The organism is Brevibacillus panacihumi, from assembly GCF_003710985.1.
GTDB lineage: Bacteria > Bacillota > Bacilli > Brevibacillales > Brevibacillaceae > Brevibacillus > Brevibacillus panacihumi.
The window spans coordinates 55,010-71,348 of the sequence record NZ_RHHT01000008.1; the positions used below are offsets into that span (position 1 = coordinate 55,010).

The 16,339-nt window shown below is 50.6% G+C and carries 10 protein-coding genes; 8 read left to right on the plus strand and 2 right to left on the minus strand.

Annotation, left to right across the window (positions count from 1 at the left end; genetic code table 11):
• Positions 1-251: 251 nt before the first annotated feature.
• The 8 genes from EDM58_RS05715 to EDM58_RS05750 all read left to right on the plus strand — a co-directional run bounded on the left by EDM58_RS05715 (position 252) and on the right by EDM58_RS05750 (position 13,879).
• A complete protein-coding gene (locus EDM58_RS05715) occupies positions 252-2,891 on the plus strand; it encodes a right-handed parallel beta-helix repeat-containing protein (RefSeq protein ID WP_122912502.1) in 2,640 nt (879 codons plus the stop codon).
• A 123-nt stretch (positions 2,892-3,014) separates the two neighbouring features.
• Positions 3,015-5,189, plus strand: coding sequence for an NAD-dependent epimerase/dehydratase family protein (locus EDM58_RS05720; RefSeq protein WP_122912503.1), 2,175 nt, complete (start codon positions 3,015-3,017; stop codon positions 5,187-5,189).
• A 6-nt stretch (positions 5,190-5,195) separates the two neighbouring features.
• On the plus strand, positions 5,196-6,089 hold the full coding sequence (locus EDM58_RS05725; protein ID WP_031306231.1) for a tetratricopeptide repeat protein: 894 nt from the start codon (positions 5,196-5,198) through the stop codon (positions 6,087-6,089).
• Between the two features lies 1 nt (position 6,090).
• Positions 6,091-7,935 carry a DUF2194 domain-containing protein gene (locus tag EDM58_RS05730; protein WP_122912504.1) on the plus strand — a complete coding sequence of 615 codons (1,845 nt, stop codon included), beginning with the start codon at positions 6,091-6,093 and terminating at the stop codon, positions 7,933-7,935.
• A gap of 4 nt (positions 7,936-7,939) precedes the next feature.
• Positions 7,940-9,379 (plus strand): GT4 family glycosyltransferase PelF, encoded by a 1,440-nt coding sequence (gene pelF, locus EDM58_RS05735; RefSeq protein ID WP_122912505.1) that lies wholly within the window; start codon positions 7,940-7,942, stop codon positions 9,377-9,379.
• The gene (gene pelG, locus EDM58_RS05740) at positions 9,355-12,471 is read left to right on the plus strand and encodes an exopolysaccharide Pel transporter PelG (protein WP_122912506.1); all 3,117 of its coding nucleotides are present in this window, start codon (positions 9,355-9,357) and stop codon (positions 12,469-12,471) included. The genes pelF and pelG overlap by 25 nt, the downstream gene beginning before the upstream one ends.
• Positions 12,472-13,182, plus strand: coding sequence for a polyphosphate polymerase domain-containing protein (locus EDM58_RS05745; protein ID WP_122912507.1), 711 nt, complete (start codon positions 12,472-12,474; stop codon positions 13,180-13,182).
• Between the two features lie 16 nt (positions 13,183-13,198).
• Complete coding sequence (locus EDM58_RS05750) at positions 13,199-13,879, plus strand: DUF4956 domain-containing protein (protein WP_023559152.1); 681 nt, start codon at positions 13,199-13,201, stop codon at positions 13,877-13,879.
• 438 nt (positions 13,880-14,317) lie between these two features.
• On the opposite strand, the gene EDM58_RS05760 is transcribed toward EDM58_RS05750, so the two are convergent.
• A complete protein-coding gene (locus EDM58_RS05760) occupies positions 14,318-15,328 on the minus strand; it encodes a FecCD family ABC transporter permease (protein WP_122912509.1) in 1,011 nt (336 codons plus the stop codon).
• The gene (locus EDM58_RS05765; protein ID WP_122912510.1) at positions 15,325-16,335 is read right to left on the minus strand and encodes a FecCD family ABC transporter permease; all 1,011 of its coding nucleotides are present in this window, start codon (positions 16,333-16,335) and stop codon (positions 15,325-15,327) included. The genes EDM58_RS05760 and EDM58_RS05765 overlap by 4 nt, the downstream gene beginning before the upstream one ends.
• Positions 16,336-16,339: the final 4 nt, after the last annotated feature.

The following is a 16,339-nucleotide window of genomic DNA, read 5'->3' on the forward strand; positions in this document are numbered from 1 at the left end:
ATCCCAGGGAAGATTTTTACATTAGGCTATGTGACGGAGTAGTGTATTTTTCCAAAAAGTCAAAAGCAAAGGCATATCCAGCGCGCTGCCTTTCAGATTTTATTCAGAACCGGACAGTAGAATCAGGTGCTGTTGGGTGAAATCCCACAGCTTTACCCTCTTTGTTCCTTGAAAAATTTCGCCTATGGTTTCAGCGGAGTTTACAATACAATATATGGTAGAAAGTCGGGGGCTGTCAGGGAGGCATCGGTATGGAGAAGTGGCAAGGTAAACATAGGCATCAATTCATCGTCCCCACTGTAAAAATGGGTTTTCTTCTCTTGATGGCTCTTATGATCGTGACGACGTATTCGGAAATACACGCTTCTGCGCGCTTTCATGCTCCGGGAAACGTGTACTATGTCGCGCTGGACGGGGAAGACAGCAATCCCGGTACCCTGGAAGCACCGTGGCGGACGATCCAAAAGGCGGCGGACACGATCACCGCTGGCGAAACAGTGTTGGTAAGGGAAGGCATCTACGAGGAATTCGTAACCATTACATCCTCTGGATCGGAATCCGAGGGTTACTTAATATTCCAGGCCTATCCGGGGGAACGTCCAGTCATAGACGGCTCCAGACTGAATATTGGCAGTGGTCAAAGCGCTCTTGTACAGATCAATAGTGCGAATTATATCGTGTTTGACGGATTCGAGGTACGCAATCTCTTTTCTTCAAGCGAATCCGAGTATCCCGGGGGCATTCGGGTTCAAAATGGCGGGTCAAATATCCACCTTCTGAACAACGATGTGCACCACATCGAAAATCGCTCCCGCAGTGGAAATGCCCACGGCATTCATATCTACGGAAATTCATTCATACCCCTCAAGAATATCCGTATAAGCGGCAATCGTGTGCATCATCTGACACTGGGTTCAAGCGAATCGCTGACGTTAAGCGGCAACATCGACGGCTTCATAGTCGACGGGAATGTGATCCATGACAACAATAACATCGGCATTGATATCGCCGGATTTTATGGCGCCTGTTCAAGTCCGTGCAGGGATCAGGCCAGGAATGGCATCGTTTCGGGCAATACCGTCTATCACATTGATTCTTCCATCAATCCGGCTTATGGCAGCAATTCCAACAGCGCTGGCGGTATCTATGCCGATGGGGCGACCAATGTGATCATTGAGCGCAATCATATTTATCGAAGCGATTTCGGGATCGAGCTGGCAAGTGAAAACAAGAGAAAGTCTACCAGCAATATTGTCGTGAGGAATAATTATATACATCATAATGACGGTGCGGGAATTATCATGGGCGGCTCGCAAAAGAGCAATGGCGGCGCTGAAGATAATCTGATCCTCAATAATACGCTGGTCGAAAATGACCAATTGAAGCAAGGCTACGGAGAGATCACCTTTCAGGAGAACACCAGCAATAATGTCGTGGCGAACAATCTGATATACGCTCTCCCCGGCCGGGCACTGATTCACAAGTCCAGCTCAACCGGCTCAGGCAATGAGATTGATTTCAACCTCTATTATCGCCCAGACGGCGAGGACGGAAGGTCATGGAAGTGGGATGGCCACTCTTATAAAACCTGGGATTCCTACAAGGAGATGACGGGTTTGGATGGCCACTCGATATTTGCAGACCCGCAATTTGCCGATCTCAGTCGGGATATATTGCTGTCAAGCAGCTCGCCAGCAATAAATCGGGGGACAGAGGCGTATATGAAAGAAGCGGTACTCGATTTTTACGGTACTGCCAGAAGCAGAGGCACTGCCGTCGACATCGGCGCGACGCAATTCAGCGGAGCATTGCTCGCAGATGCCGAGGTGCAGCCGGTGGAAGACGAACCTGCTCTGATCGAGCTGCCTTCCGAGCCAGAGCCAAGCGTGGAGCCCTCCGAGGGCGGAATACTCGTAGACGGGGATTTTTCCGACTGGACAAGACTGCCTGTGTTGAGCGAGGGCAAATCTCGCGTGCGCCAAATCAAGTCCGTGATCGCCGACGACGAGCTGCATGTGCTGGTAACCGGGAGTCTGCTTGGCGACAAAGGGCAGCTTTATCTGAACACCGACCAGGATGCGGATACGGGTTTTCAAGCTCCTTTTTGGAATGGCAGCGGAGCCGATTATCTTTTGGAGAATGGAACCCTGTACCAATATAGCGGAGAAGGGGATACCGACTGGAGCTGGACCAAGGTTCGCTCTTATAAAAGGGATGGAAAGTTCGTCGCGACATCGACCGTCGTAGAGGTCTCTTTGCCGCTGGAGGATCTCGGCATCAAGTCAGGAGATCCGGTCTATATCGGTTATGTATGGAAGGATTCTCATGCGGACAAGCTTCCTCAGGAAAGCAGCATGATCGAGGTAAACGATGGCATTGTGCCATCTCAGCCGAGCGATTCGATCAAAGAGGAGACCGCTGCAACAGTGGAGCCCGGGAAGAATTGGGACAACGTGGAGGCGTTGAGTACGAGTGATTCTACTCCACGGGTCTTGAAGGTTACCCATGATCGAAAATTCCTCTACATTCTGGTAGAGGGCAGCGAGCTGCTGACAAAGACGCAAATTTATCTCAATACGGACAACCAAAGCGACAGCGGCTATAAAGCCTCGAACTGGACGGCTGGAGGCGCGGAATATTTGTTGGAGTACGGCATTCTTTATCGCTATTCCGGGACGGGATCAAGCTGGTCCTGGGATGAGCAAACAGAACTGACTCACAGCGATTATTGGGATGAACAAGACGAACGCATCGAAATTACCATTCCATTGAAAGAACTGGGCCTGCAACGAGGTGACAGCATTACTCTTGGCGTGCTGAAGGATGACAACAGCGCGACACAGTTGCCGGTAAGCGGAGATATGCAAGGGTACACGTTAAGCAGTAACTGAAGCACTAGCTGATGTAAGCAAAAGAATCCCATCCTGTCAGGCACGAATGACGCGCAGTTTGCGGCTGAGAAATGACAGGATCTATTTTTTTTCGTGAAAATGACAAGCGGGCGGTGATTTTGTTTGAAAGTACTAGTAACGGGCGGGTACGGTTTTATCGGCTCTCACGTAGCTGACAGGTTTCACAAGGAAGGGCACGAGGTGTACATCATCGACAATCTCATCACGGGACAAAAGAAGAACATAGACTTTAAGCATAAAGGGTATGTGTTGTCGGTAGAGGATGAGAAGTGCGAGGAGATATTCAGATCGAATAAATTTGATGCCGTCGTTCACATGGCTGCTCAGGTCAGTGTTCCCTCATCGATTACGAACCCCATACATGACACGGAATCAAATGTGCTGGGCCTCGTCAATATGCTCAATTTGTCCAAAAAGTATCATGTCTCCAAATTCATCTACGCTTCCTCTGCGGCTGTCTATGGAGAAAAAACGGAGCTTCCGATCAAAGAGACGGATGCTTGCGTCCCGATTTCTCCGTATGGCATCAGCAAATGGGTTGGGGAGTCGTACTGTAAAAAGTGGCAGGAGATGTATGGATTACAGACACTCGGGTTTCGTTTCTCCAATGTATATGGTCCCAGGCAGGATGCGAGGGGGGAAGGCGGAGTTATCGCGACGTTTATCAGCCGCATGATCGCTGGACAACCTCTGCACGTTCACGGGGAGGGCAACCAGACACGGGACTATATCTATGTAGAGGACGTGGCGGACGCTATTTTCCGAGCATCCTATTCCCCGCTTACAGGCATCTACAATCTCTCGACAGGCACGGAGCTTCGTGTCAATGAGATCGTAGAGGCATTGAAGGCGCCACAAGTCGAGCATGTAGAGAAAAGGCCTGGCGACATCGAACGATCCGTTCTTGACAATTCGTTGATCAAGCGCGATCTGGACTGGACGCCGATGTATTCCATTCAGGAGGGCCTCGAGCGTACATACCGGTATTTTGAACAGGAGTGGGCGAAGGCAGAAGCAGCGGCCACGGCGGCGGTCGAGCCTACAGCTTTGAGGGCCGTGTCTCGCCACGCGTACAAGTTCCTGATCCCATACGCCGAGAATCTGCTGGCATTTGCCTTGACGGCATGGCTGACACTGAGTCAGCAGTACAGCTCTTACGGCGCCATTGATGTGAAGCTGTTTTATATCACGATCATGGGAAATCTTTACGGCAATCGCCAATCGATTCTGGCGGTCGTTTTGTCCATCGGGTTGTTCCTGTACCAGAAGCTGATGGACGGCAGGGAATTTATCTCCTTGTTGTACGATACGGATTTCTTTTTTCAGATCGCGATCTATCTCTTCATTGGCCTGGTGGTAGGCTATTCGATCGACCGCAAGAATGCCCAAATTCAAAATCAGGAGCAGAAGCTCGAGGAGATGGAGGGCAAATATGCATTTTTGCATGACCTGTACAATGAGGTTCGCGAAGTAAAAGAAGAGCTTCAAATGCGCATCCTCAAATCGGGGGACAGCTACGGAAAGATCTATTCCATTACAAAAGAGCTGGAAAGCCTGGAGCCGGAGCAAGTGTTTCACGCAACAGTAAATGTCGTGAAATCCATTATGAACGCACCCACTGTATCGATTTATACGGTCAATCGAACCGGTACCTATCTTCGCCTGGTGGCTCATTCCAGCGCTCAGGAGCTGCAAGCCCCCAAATCATTGAAGGTCGGGGATCACGACTACATCCAAGCGATGCTGGCCGATGGCAAGGTGTTTGTAAACAAACAGCTGTCAGCAGGAGCTCCCTTGATGTGTGCGCCCATATACTACCGTGATCAGATTGCGGCTGTTGTCGCGATCGACGGACTCTCCTTCGAAACATTTTCCTTGTATCACCAAAACCTGTTCAAGGTCACAACGGATCTGGTCTCGTCGGCTTTGTCCAAGGCGTTTGCCTTTATCGAAGCTACAGAAAACCAACGCTACGTGGAAGGAACGTCGCTTTTGCGGCCAGAAGCATTCCAGGTCATTTTACGGTCGAAACAGCTTGCAAAGGAACAAAATCAAACCCCATACCTGCTCCTGAGAGGGAAGCAAACAGATCAACATTTCGCAGAGATGTCGGACAGGCTGGATGGCATGCTGCGCGAGACGGACTATATCGGTCTGGATGAAGACCATCATCTCGTCGTCCTGCTGTCCAACACCAGTCTGGAGGATGCGAATCATGTGCTCAACCGGTTTGCCCAGAAGGGTATTTCTCTCCAGGTAGCGGAAGAGGAGCTGTAGCATAGCATGGCGGAAATCTTGTTTGTGGTATACGTGCTGCTGTCTGCGGTGTTGCTGGCCATGCGCTACCGGAAGTCTTGGAAGGACTTTCTCCTGCGCCTTGTGCTGGTAACAGCTTTTCCAGTCATTGGCTGGCTGTTCCCCCTGTTTTGGCCGAAAAGCCTTCTACAAGAGGCCGACGAGGAATTTCATGATTATGTCACTCGTCAACAGGAGGAGCACCAAGTTAGACGTGTTGGTATTTATGCAAGGATCGAAGCACAGAAGGAGCTGAACGTGATTCCCATCGAAGACGCGCTGTTGATCAATGAGCATCGGACGCGTCGAAGAGTGATGATCGATGTCCTGAAGCAGGACGCGAATCAGTATCTGGAAATTTTGCAACGCGCGGTCAGCAACGAGGATACAGAAACCTCCCACTACGCCGTAAGTGCCATTATGGAAGTGAAGCGCAAAATGATGCTTGCTCTGCAGGATTTGTCCGTGCGGTATGAGAACGACAAGGACGACGAATACCTGGTTCGGACGTATGCGGAGGTATTGAAAGGATTTATGAGCAGTGGATTTTTGGACGAGCGTACTTTGTTAAAGCATCGCTACACCTACCTGGAAGTCTTGGGAACGCTGACGGAGCTTACGGAAGACTCCGAGTGGGCCTATCAGGAGAAAGTGGATGTGGAGATCGTGCTTGGCATGTTCGCAGAGGCAGAAGCGACCGGCAAGCAATATCTTGAGAAGCACCCGCTGAGTGAAGAAGCGTATTTGTGCTTGATGAAGGTATATTTTGCGATGAAATCAGAGGACAAGCTTTATGAAACGCTAAACAGACTGAAACAGACGCCGTTGAGACTGTCCAATCACGCATTGACACTCGTCCGATTCTGGTCGGAGGGAGCTTAAAATGCAAAAGGAAGTTGGTTTTCGAAGAAATGTGTATTTGATTATGCTCACGATTCTGGGCCTTGCTGTTTTGATACAAGTCGCCAGGTCGCAGCTCGTGCTGCAATTCAAGCATAACGATGAGCATCTGAAGGAACGCGCAGCCATCATGGCGCGTGCTGCTGCCCCGGATTCACAAGCAGCCGGAGTCATGACGGACGAGCTGTTTTGCCTTGCCTACTTGGGCGATGACCCACCGAGTGTGGAATTGAAGGAAAATACAGCGCGCACCCTGTCTTATCTGAAGCGCCAGGTCCAAGAAGTTGATTTGAATACGGATGTCATTGACTATAAAGCATGCACAGCAGTTTTGCTTGCCACTGGCGAGCTTGACGCGTTGGAGAGCGGGGCTGGTCTGGAGGAGTTCGTCCATCACGGCGGAGCGGCTTTTCTCATGACCACGCCAGTCATCGGGGATCGCTTTCATCAGATGTATCGCAAATTGGGGATTATCGAGTTTGAATATCCCGTTCTCTCCAAAGGCGTTCGTCTCCTATCGAACGTACTCATTGCAGAGAAGGGGCTGGAGGTAGGGGAAGAGATCGTTTCCAACGTCTCCAATCCCGTAGAGCTGGATGCCGAGTCCACGAAACTGATCGAGAGTGAGGATGGGATCCCGCTGATGTGGAAACGCCAATACGGCGCTGGGAACTTCATCGTCTACAACGGGGACAAGCTGCATTTGAAAAACAGCAGAGGCTTGGTCGTCGGAGGAGTAAGCATGATGCAGCCCGACTTTCTCTATCCGATCTTCAACTCGAAAATCTTTTACATCGATGACTTTCCTTCACCGATCGCCAAAGGCATCCATCCAGCCATCTATCAGCAGTATGGGATGGAGCTGCCCACCTTTTTCCAGGACATATGGTGGCCGGATATGCTGAAGGCAGCTCGCCTATACAATGTCAAATATACGGCTGCAGTCATTCAATCCTATAACGATGAGGTCAATCCTCCGTTCCGGGACCCGGTAGACCAGGAATGGCATCAGCTGGTTTCCTATGGGCGTGAAGTCGTCAAGAGTGGCGGAGAGATCGCCATACACGGCTATAATCATCAATCCCTGCAGACCAACAAGGCGATTGCGGATTATCTAGGCTATCAGATCTGGAACAGTCAGGAAGATATGGAGGAATCGATCAAGGAAGTGAATCGGTATATCAAAACGGCATTCCCGAATTTTACTCCGATGTCCTATGTGCCTCCCTCCAATGTACTGGGCAGAGAGGACGGACGGGAAGCCCTGAAAAAGGCCTGGCCGGAGATGTCTGTCATTGCCTCCTTGTACGATACGGACTACGAGGGGCGGGCGTACGTACAGGAATTCGAGCTGTCCAAGGATGGGATTATCGAAATGCCGCGGGTGACTTCGGGATATTTTGAAACGCCATATACCAGATGGCTGGAAGCCAATACGATTACTTCTGTCGGCGTATTCTCCCACTTCCTGCATCCGGACGATTTGCTCGATCATGCCAGAGGCCGGGACCAGACGTGGGAAAAGCTGTACCAGGATTTTTCAGATTATCTGGAACGTTTGCACCGCACTTACCCATGGATGCGGGACATCACTTCTACAGAAGCAGGATTTGATATGGTCAACGTCCTTCAGACAAAAGTAAGCGTGACGAAAGAGCCCCAGCGCATCAAGGGAGTAGTGGATCAATACAAGCAACCGCTCTACTATGTGTTGAGGACAGAACGGAAAATTGCTGTACAAGAGAACTGCACGGTTCAGAAAATAGATGAGAATGTCTACCTGGTTACGGTGACAGGCTCGACATTCTCGATAGGGTTAGGGGGATGAGTCTATGAGGATCTGTATCATTGCCGAAGGTTCGTATCCTTATGTCACGGGTGGCGTGTCCAGCTGGATTCATAACCTGGTCCTTCAGTTGCCCCAGCATGAATTCGTGATTTATGCCATCGGGGCCCAAAGCAAGCAAAGGGGTCAATTCAAATACGAGATCCCTCCCAATATCGTCGAGGTAAAAGAGACTTTTCTCGATGAGTACTTGAATGAGGAGGGGAAGTGGGGCAAACATTTCCGCATTCCCCCTGAGCAAAAAGAAAATATACAAATGCTGCTCGGTTTGGAAGGCGAGGTACATTGGAATCGACTGTTTGATTTTCTAAGAAACGGCAGCTTTCGCAATGCGGCTGATTTCCTCTCCAGCAAGGATTATTTTGATCTGTTGGACGATTTATGCCAGAAGCAATACTCACTCGTACCGTTCACGGAGATGTTCTGGACGGTTCGCTCGATGATTTTGCCGCTGTTTCTTGCCATTCGGAACGAAATTCCCAGGGCGGATCTCTACCATAGCGTATCTACCGGCTATGCAGGTGTTGTTGGGGCGTTGGCCAAGCATGTTCACGGCAGTCCCTTCTTATTGACGGAGCATGGCATCTATACGCGGGAGCGGGAAGAGGAGATTATCAAGGCAGAATGGGTCAAAGGATACTTCAAAGACCTCTGGATTCAATATTTCTACCGCCTGTCAACTTGCGCGTATCAGGCAGCAGATCAAGTAACGACCTTGTTCCACCACAACAAGGAGATTCAAGTCGAGCTGGGCTGCGAAGAATCCAAGATCAAGATTATTCCCAATGGCGTGGATATCGACGACTATCGTTATTTGCCGACAGCGCCAGAGGATTCCATCATTCGAATCGGCGCAGTGGTGCGCGTCGTGCCGATCAAGGATATCAAAACCATGCTGCAGAGTTTTGCGGTGATCAAACGCGAGGTTCCTCAAGCGGAATTTACGATTATGGGACCTTATGAAGAAGATGAGGAGTATTACGAGGAATGCCTGCAGCTGGCTGCTGCGCTGGAACTGACAGACGTGACGTTTACCGGGTCAGTACGGGTAAAAGATTACTTGGGAAAAATGGACATGCTTGTGCTGACCAGCATTAGCGAGGGGCAGCCGCTGGCGATTCTCGAAGGAATGGCCAGCTCCAAGCCTTTCGTCGCGACAAACGTAGGAAGCTGCAAGGAGCTGCTCTACGGATTGAATGACGGCATCGGCCATGCTGGCTTGATTGCACCGGTCATGCACTATGAACAGATAGCCCAGGCCGTCATACAGCTTTGTCGTGACCGCGAGCTGCGGGAAGAGATGGGGCGCAATGCATTTTCGCGTGTGCGGAGATTTTACCGCCAGGAGGATGTCATTGCTGGCTACCGTACTTTATATGAATCGTTGGGGGGTGAGGGAAAATGGCAGGGATTGGCTTCGAGCTGAGAAAATTGTTTCGTGATCAAGGGCTGATCAATAACGTCAAAGCGTATGCCTACTCCTCATTGACGACAGTCGGTCCCATGATCCTGTGCATGGTTCTGATTATTGCTCTGCAACGAATCATGTCGTCTGCCAACAGCAGCTATATTGAATGGGAATTGTACATTGCAACCGTATCGTATTGCTTTGTTTTTTCCATCATTTTTACCAGCGGCATTTCCATGGTGCTCACCCGGTATGTAGCCGACATGATCTACGAGAAAAAGTATGATCGCTTGATGTCGTCCTATTACGGTGCTTTGATTCTGATTCTACCGATTGGAGCCGTTCTCGCAGGATGGTTCGTGAAGGATGTTTCTGCCGGGCTGGATTATAAGATTGCCGCCTACTTGTTTTTCATGGAATTGATCGTCATCTGGATTCAGGGCGTGTATCTCTCCGCGTTGAAGGATTATATCCGCATTGTCAGGAGCTTCATAATCGGGGTAGTAGCAGCGTTGATCAGCGGCTGGCTGTTGTTCCAAATCACCGGGCTGCAAGCGACGTCAGCGGCGCTTCTGGGGATCGATATCGGATTTTTCATCATTGCTGTGCTGTCCTTTCATCACTTCGAACAACGGTTTCCCAAGGGAAAAGCCGAAACCTTTTTCCATTTTCTAACCTATTTCCGCAAGTACAGCTCGCTGTTTTTTGCAGGATGCTTCATTTATTCCGGGGTGTATTTGCATAACTTTGTGTACTGGCTAGGACCCAAAGGCGTAGAGGTAGCCGATCGCTTCCTGGTCATGCCATTCTATGATTTGCCTGTGTTTTACGCGTTCATCAGTGTGATGCCAACGCTTGTCACGTTCGTCGTTTCGGTGGAAACCTCTTTCTATGAAAAGTTTCGCATCTATTATTTGAACATCCTGAACGGAGGGACGGTTACGGATATCAAGGGGGCAAAGGCAGCCATGCAAAAAACACTCATCCGGGAGATCAGCTTTCTGATGGAAGTTCAACTGCTTTTTACCGTTCTGGCGATCGCGCTGGGCATCAAATTTCTTCCCACAATCGGTTTTACGATGGCACAGCTGGACGTATTTATCCTTCTGGCGCTAGCTTACTTCCTGTTTATCATCATGTTTGTGCTCAGCCATATCCTGATGTATTTTGACGATCGAAAAGGCGTTCTGCTGATCGGGGCGCTGTTTGTCCTGTTGAATATCGGGTTTACCTATTGGATGATGACGCTTGAGTATGACGGGCTTGGGATGTTCCTCGCCTCCTTCCTTGCTTTGGCCATCGTGATTGCCCGCCTGCGGTATGTATTGCGCAACATTGACTACTTCACATTCTGCTCGCAGCCGATCAACGCGAACCAGCCGGCTCGTACCAAGTCCTTTTTTCCCAAGCCGAAGACGACCGTTTCCGCCCTGCTGCTGATCAGTCTGGTACTGTCTGGATGCACGGCAGCAAAGGATGCGGGGAACGCTTCAGGCCAGGAGGGGCAAGCCGAGGAAGTCATACAGATACAAGAGGAATCCTCCTCTTCCAGACTGTCAGAGGATAAAAGGATCTACGAGCGGGACCAGGATGATTCTCTAAAAACGATATACGTGACGATTTTGCCGGATAAGGCAAATGCAGACAAACCGCTTGACTGGTACGGTCTCAACCGCCTCCCGGATCGCATGGAAAAAGGCAAGCTGGAGATCATCATGCAGGAAGGCCAAGCGGACGGCAAAGGACCGGCTCCAGGGATGTTCGGCTACGGAGCAGACCAGCCGAATGCGACGATTACCCTGCGAGGAAATACGGCATGGCATACCGCACAGAAATCCTATCGAATCAAATTGAATTCGGAGGCAGGCTTGTGGCTGGATCAACGGACGTTCAATCTAAACAAGCATATGCTGGATCCGTCCAGGGTGAGAAATAAGCTGAGCTTTGATCTCTTCGAAGAAATTCCCAATATGACAAGCCTGAGAACGCAGTTTGTGCGGATGTACGTAAAGGACTTGTCGACCGGGAACAAGCAAGCTCCCTTTGTGGATTACGGCTTGTACACGCATGTAGAGCAGCCCAACAAGCGCTTTTTGCAATCTCATATGCTGGATCCGAATGGGAATCTGTACAAAGTCGCCTTCTTTGAATTTGAACGTTACCCGGACAATATCAAGTCGCATGACGATCCGGAGTACGATCGGGAAGCCTTCGAGAAGATCCTGGAGATCAAAGGGCGCGAGGAACACGACAAGCTCATCCGCATGCTGGAGGATGTCAACAACAGAACGATCCCGATTGAACAGGTGATTGAGAAACACTTCGATCTCGACAACTTCCTGACCTGGACCGCTGCCAATATTTTGATGGACAACATGGATACAGACGCCAACAACTTCTACCTGTATTCACCGCTTAATTCAGAGAAGTGGTACTTTCTCCCGTGGGACTATGACGGCGGTTGGGAGCTGCAGCGTAAAAAGGGCAGCCTGCAACCCTACCAAAACGGAATCAGCAACTATTGGGGATCGGTTCTGCATAACCGATATTTCCGCCACGAGGAACATATCGAGCAGTTGAAGGAAAAGCTGGATGAACTCTCTGCGATCATTAACAAGGATCGGGTTGCGCAGCAGCTGGACAAGTATGGTCCGGTAGTTGAGCCGTTTTTATTCCGGAACCCTGACATCGGTTATTTGCCGGGACTCAACACAGACTTCAAGAAAGAGCTGCAAAAAATCGCGGAGACTCCTGAACGCGGGCTGCAACGATTCTTGGAGGACCTCGAGAAGCCACGGCCCTTTTACCAGGGAGAGGTCGAGGAAGAGGATGGTCTGATGAAGTTTGTGTGGGACATCTCATTCGATTTTCAGGGAGACGACCTTTTGTATGATGTAGCGGTATCCAAGAATCCGCAATTTACGCAAATCGTGGCCAGCAAGAACGGACTCAAGGAAAATAGATGGGAGATCCCCGCTCTTCCTCCCGGGACTTATTATTGGAAGGTTGTAGTCACTGACAGCAGCGGAAATCGGCAGAATTCATTTGATTACTACCTGGACAGCGATGAAAACTACTTTTTCGGGATGAGAGAATTTGAGGTGGAGTAGTTGACAAAGAGTCGTCAAACATTCCGGACCGAGCATAAGTACTACTTGCATATCCATGATTACCAATCGCTGCGGCATCGGGCATCGGCCATGCTTATGATGGACCCGAACTCAATCAATTTGGATGGTTACTGCATCCGGAGTCTGTACTTCGACGGCCCACATGACCATGCCTTGCATGACAAAAACAACGGGATATTCAACCGGGAAAAATATCGCATCCGGATCTACAACGGCAAGGATGATGTCATCGCCGTCGAGCGCAAGAAAAAGCGAGGAGACTATGTATTCAAGGAGTCGTTCCGGATCAATCGGGAGGAGTACGATCTGCTCCGGGTAGGAGACTACGATTTCCTGCAGAAAAAGGATTCTGCGCTGCTGCGTGATTTTTATCTTGCCTTGGCGCATCGAGCTTTCCGTCCTACAGCGATCGTCGAGTACTGGCGCGAGGCTTATGTCTATGAGTACGGCAATGTGCGCATTACGTTCGATAAGAAGCTGTCTGCCGGCGTCAATTCCTTTGATCTGTTCGATCCCAATCTGGTGCTGGAAGAGGCGATTGCTGTTCCGCAGACGATCATGGAAGTAAAGTTCGATTCTTTTCTTCCGGACTTGATCCGCAACCTGATTCAACCACAGAGCCAACATCGCTCTTCGATATCGAAGTACGTCATTTGCAGAGAAGTCAATGTAAAGCATTTTAAAGAATAGTCGGGCAGGTGCAGCTATGGATGAAGTATTAAGTTTTCAGGATATTATCAAGAAAAGCATTCTCCATTTGGAGGCTTTTCGCAGCGTGTCGTATATCGATATGATTCTGGGGTTGCTATGCTCGTTTGCAATCGGGATGTTTATTTACTGGATCTATCGAAAAACATTTCGAGGTGTCGTCTACAGTTACAATTACAATGTGTCGTTTGTGCTGATGTCGATGCTGACGGCGTTGATCATTATGACGATCAGCACCAACATCGTCCTGTCCTTGGGGATGGTAGGCGCCCTCAGTATCGTGCGTTTTCGGACGGCTGTTAAGGACCCGTTGGACATCGTCTATATGTTTTGGTCCCTGACTGCAGGGATTGCCAGCGGGGCGAAGATGTATCCGCTGGCTCTCGGGGGATCTCTCGTGATCGGCTTGGTGATCATCTGGATGTCCAAGCGCAAGGTGACGGAGCAAGCCTACCTCATGATCATTCGCCATACGGAGGAAGCGACAGACGCTCTGCGGGTAGAGCTGCGCAAGCTGAACAGCAAATTGAAGTCAAAGACCGTGCGCAAGGGCTTTACCGAGGTTACCGTAGAAGTGATGCTGCGGGATGACAATACTGCGTTCGTGCAGACGATTAGCGAGCTGGAAGGCGTAAGCGATGTTTCGCTGATCAATTACACAGGGGATTACGCTCAATAACGGAGCGGTTATTGAGAACAAAAGCAGCCATTCGACACTTGGATCGAAGGCTGCTTTTTTGTCAGGCTGGGGATGGTAAATTTCGGATGCCCTCCGAAGCTGAAGATACTCCATGAGAAGCCTGCAAAAGGTGGGGGGACCAGGCAAAGCTAGTCGAGGAAAAAAGGGAAAACCAGCGAAGGTATTTGGGATCTTGACCCAGGCGCAACGGAAAAGGCGGAACACGGTTTCAACGGCCAACCCTGAATCGCTTCATCGAAATCGGCTGCTTTTGGCCGCGGTTCCGTCTTTGGAGTGGAGACGGCCAGAGCCAGCCCTCAGCGAAGATCCCAACCCACCTGAAGCGTTTTCCCCTTTTTCCTCCCCGCCGCTACAGCTGGTGGACCGCCAATTAAAAGGCCACGGGTGATCTTCCACGTTAATCTTGAATACCGAGCCTTACTTGCTTTGCAAAAGAAGCTTGATAAAATAAGGTGCTCCAATAAGCGCTACCATGATTCCCGCCGGAATGCCATCCGGCTCGACCAATTGCCGTCCTGCCGTATCTGCAAACAGGAGAAGCCATCCGCCGATCAGCAAGGCTACCGGTAGCAACAATTGATTTCGCGGTCCTATCAAGGCTTTGGCGATATGAGGAGCCATGAGACCGATGAAAGCGACCCCTCCTGTGACAGAGACGGCTGATGCGGCCAGGGCAACGGCCGTTACCAAGAGAATGACACGCTCCTTCTCGACGGAGACCCCGATGCCGATCGCGACGGATTCGTGAAGGGTCAGGAGGTTCAAAGCATGTGCTTTATACAGTGCAAACGGAACCAGGATCACGAGCCAAGGCAGAAGAGCCCATAGAAAAGGCCAGTCCGAGCCCCAGATATTCCCTGCGAGCCACTTGGCGATAAAGTCTACCTTGGATCGCTCCGCAGAGGAGATCAGAACAATCATCAACCCGGATAATGCCATGGAAAAGCCGACCCCTGTAAGGATTAAGCGGTTTGGTTGGAGTCCGGTCTTTTTGCTGTAGGAAAACAGGTAAATCAGACATGCTGTCAGAAGCGCGCCGACAAACGCGACAAGCGGGAGCGCGTAGATAAACAATCCCGCTTGTACAGGGAAAAACAGAAAGAACAGCGCAATGGCTACGCCTGCCCCGGCGTTAATCCCCACAATGCCTGGGTCTGCCAACGCATTTCTTGTGATTCCTTGCAGGATGGCGCCTGACAAGGCAAGGGCCATACCCGCCAGCAAAGTAATGATCATGCGGGGCAGACGGAGCGAGAAGAGGACAAACTCCTCCTTGAAGGTCCCCTGACCAAGAAGAACAGGGATCAGTCTGTCATAGGAAACGGAGGAGTACCCGAGTCCCATGCCGATCCCAATCGTGACGGCAGTCAAGATAAGCAAAAGCAAAACAATCACTCGTTGTTTTCGTATGACCGCGGGTTGGATCATGAGAGTGCAGACCCTCCTTTCCGTACGACAAAAAGGAAGAAAGGCAGGCCCATTACCGCGATGATCGCCGCCACCGGGGTCTCATACGGAGCGTTCACGGTTCGGCCCAGAGTATCAGCAATCAGCATGAACGAGGCTCCGACCAGGGCAGACATCGGAAGAATCGAGCGGTAATCGGTGCCGACCAAAGTACGGACGATGTGTGGAACCATCAGGCCAATGAACGTCATGTTTCCGATCAATGCCACAGAAGCGCCTGTCAGCATGATGATGACGAAAAAGAGCAGGATTTTGATTCTGGTGGTTTTTTGCCCCAATCCGACGGCTACCTCCTCGCTAAGACTGAGAATCGTCAGCTGTTTGGACAACAGCAGGGAGAGCAGGATGCCGAGCGTGATGCAAGGGACAATGACTTGAAGCTGGCTCCACGACGTGCCGATCAGGCCGCCAGCCGTCCACATGGATACATCCTTGGAGATTTTGAAGGCTAGCCCTACGCCCTCTGCGATCGTATAAAGCAACGATGAAACGGCTACACCAGCCAGGACGATGCGCAGCGAGGAAAACCCGCCCTTTTTTCCTGCGCTGATCCCGAATACCAGTGCCGCACCTGCAGCCGCACCGATCATGCATGCCAGCATCAAGACGAAAGAACTGGCAGAAGGGACCAATGCCAAGGAGATTGCCAATGCTGCATGTGCCCCGGCTGTCAGTCCGAGCAGTCCCGGATCGGCGAGCGGGTTTCTCGTCATCCCTTGCATGATGGCGCCGGCGATGGCAAGGGCAGCGCCCACGAAGATCGCAGCAATTTCACGAGGCAAGCGGAGGTCCCGGATCAGGGAGATTTTCTCCTCCGCAGCCTGCGATGAGACGGCCAGCCACACGTCACGTATCGTCGTGTCGGCTGCTCCGAATAGCATGGCGATCACGAACATCACCAAAAAGAACAGGAATCCCGCAAGCAGTTTATAGACGAAAGGAATGGAATGCCGATACGTTTTTTCCATGTCA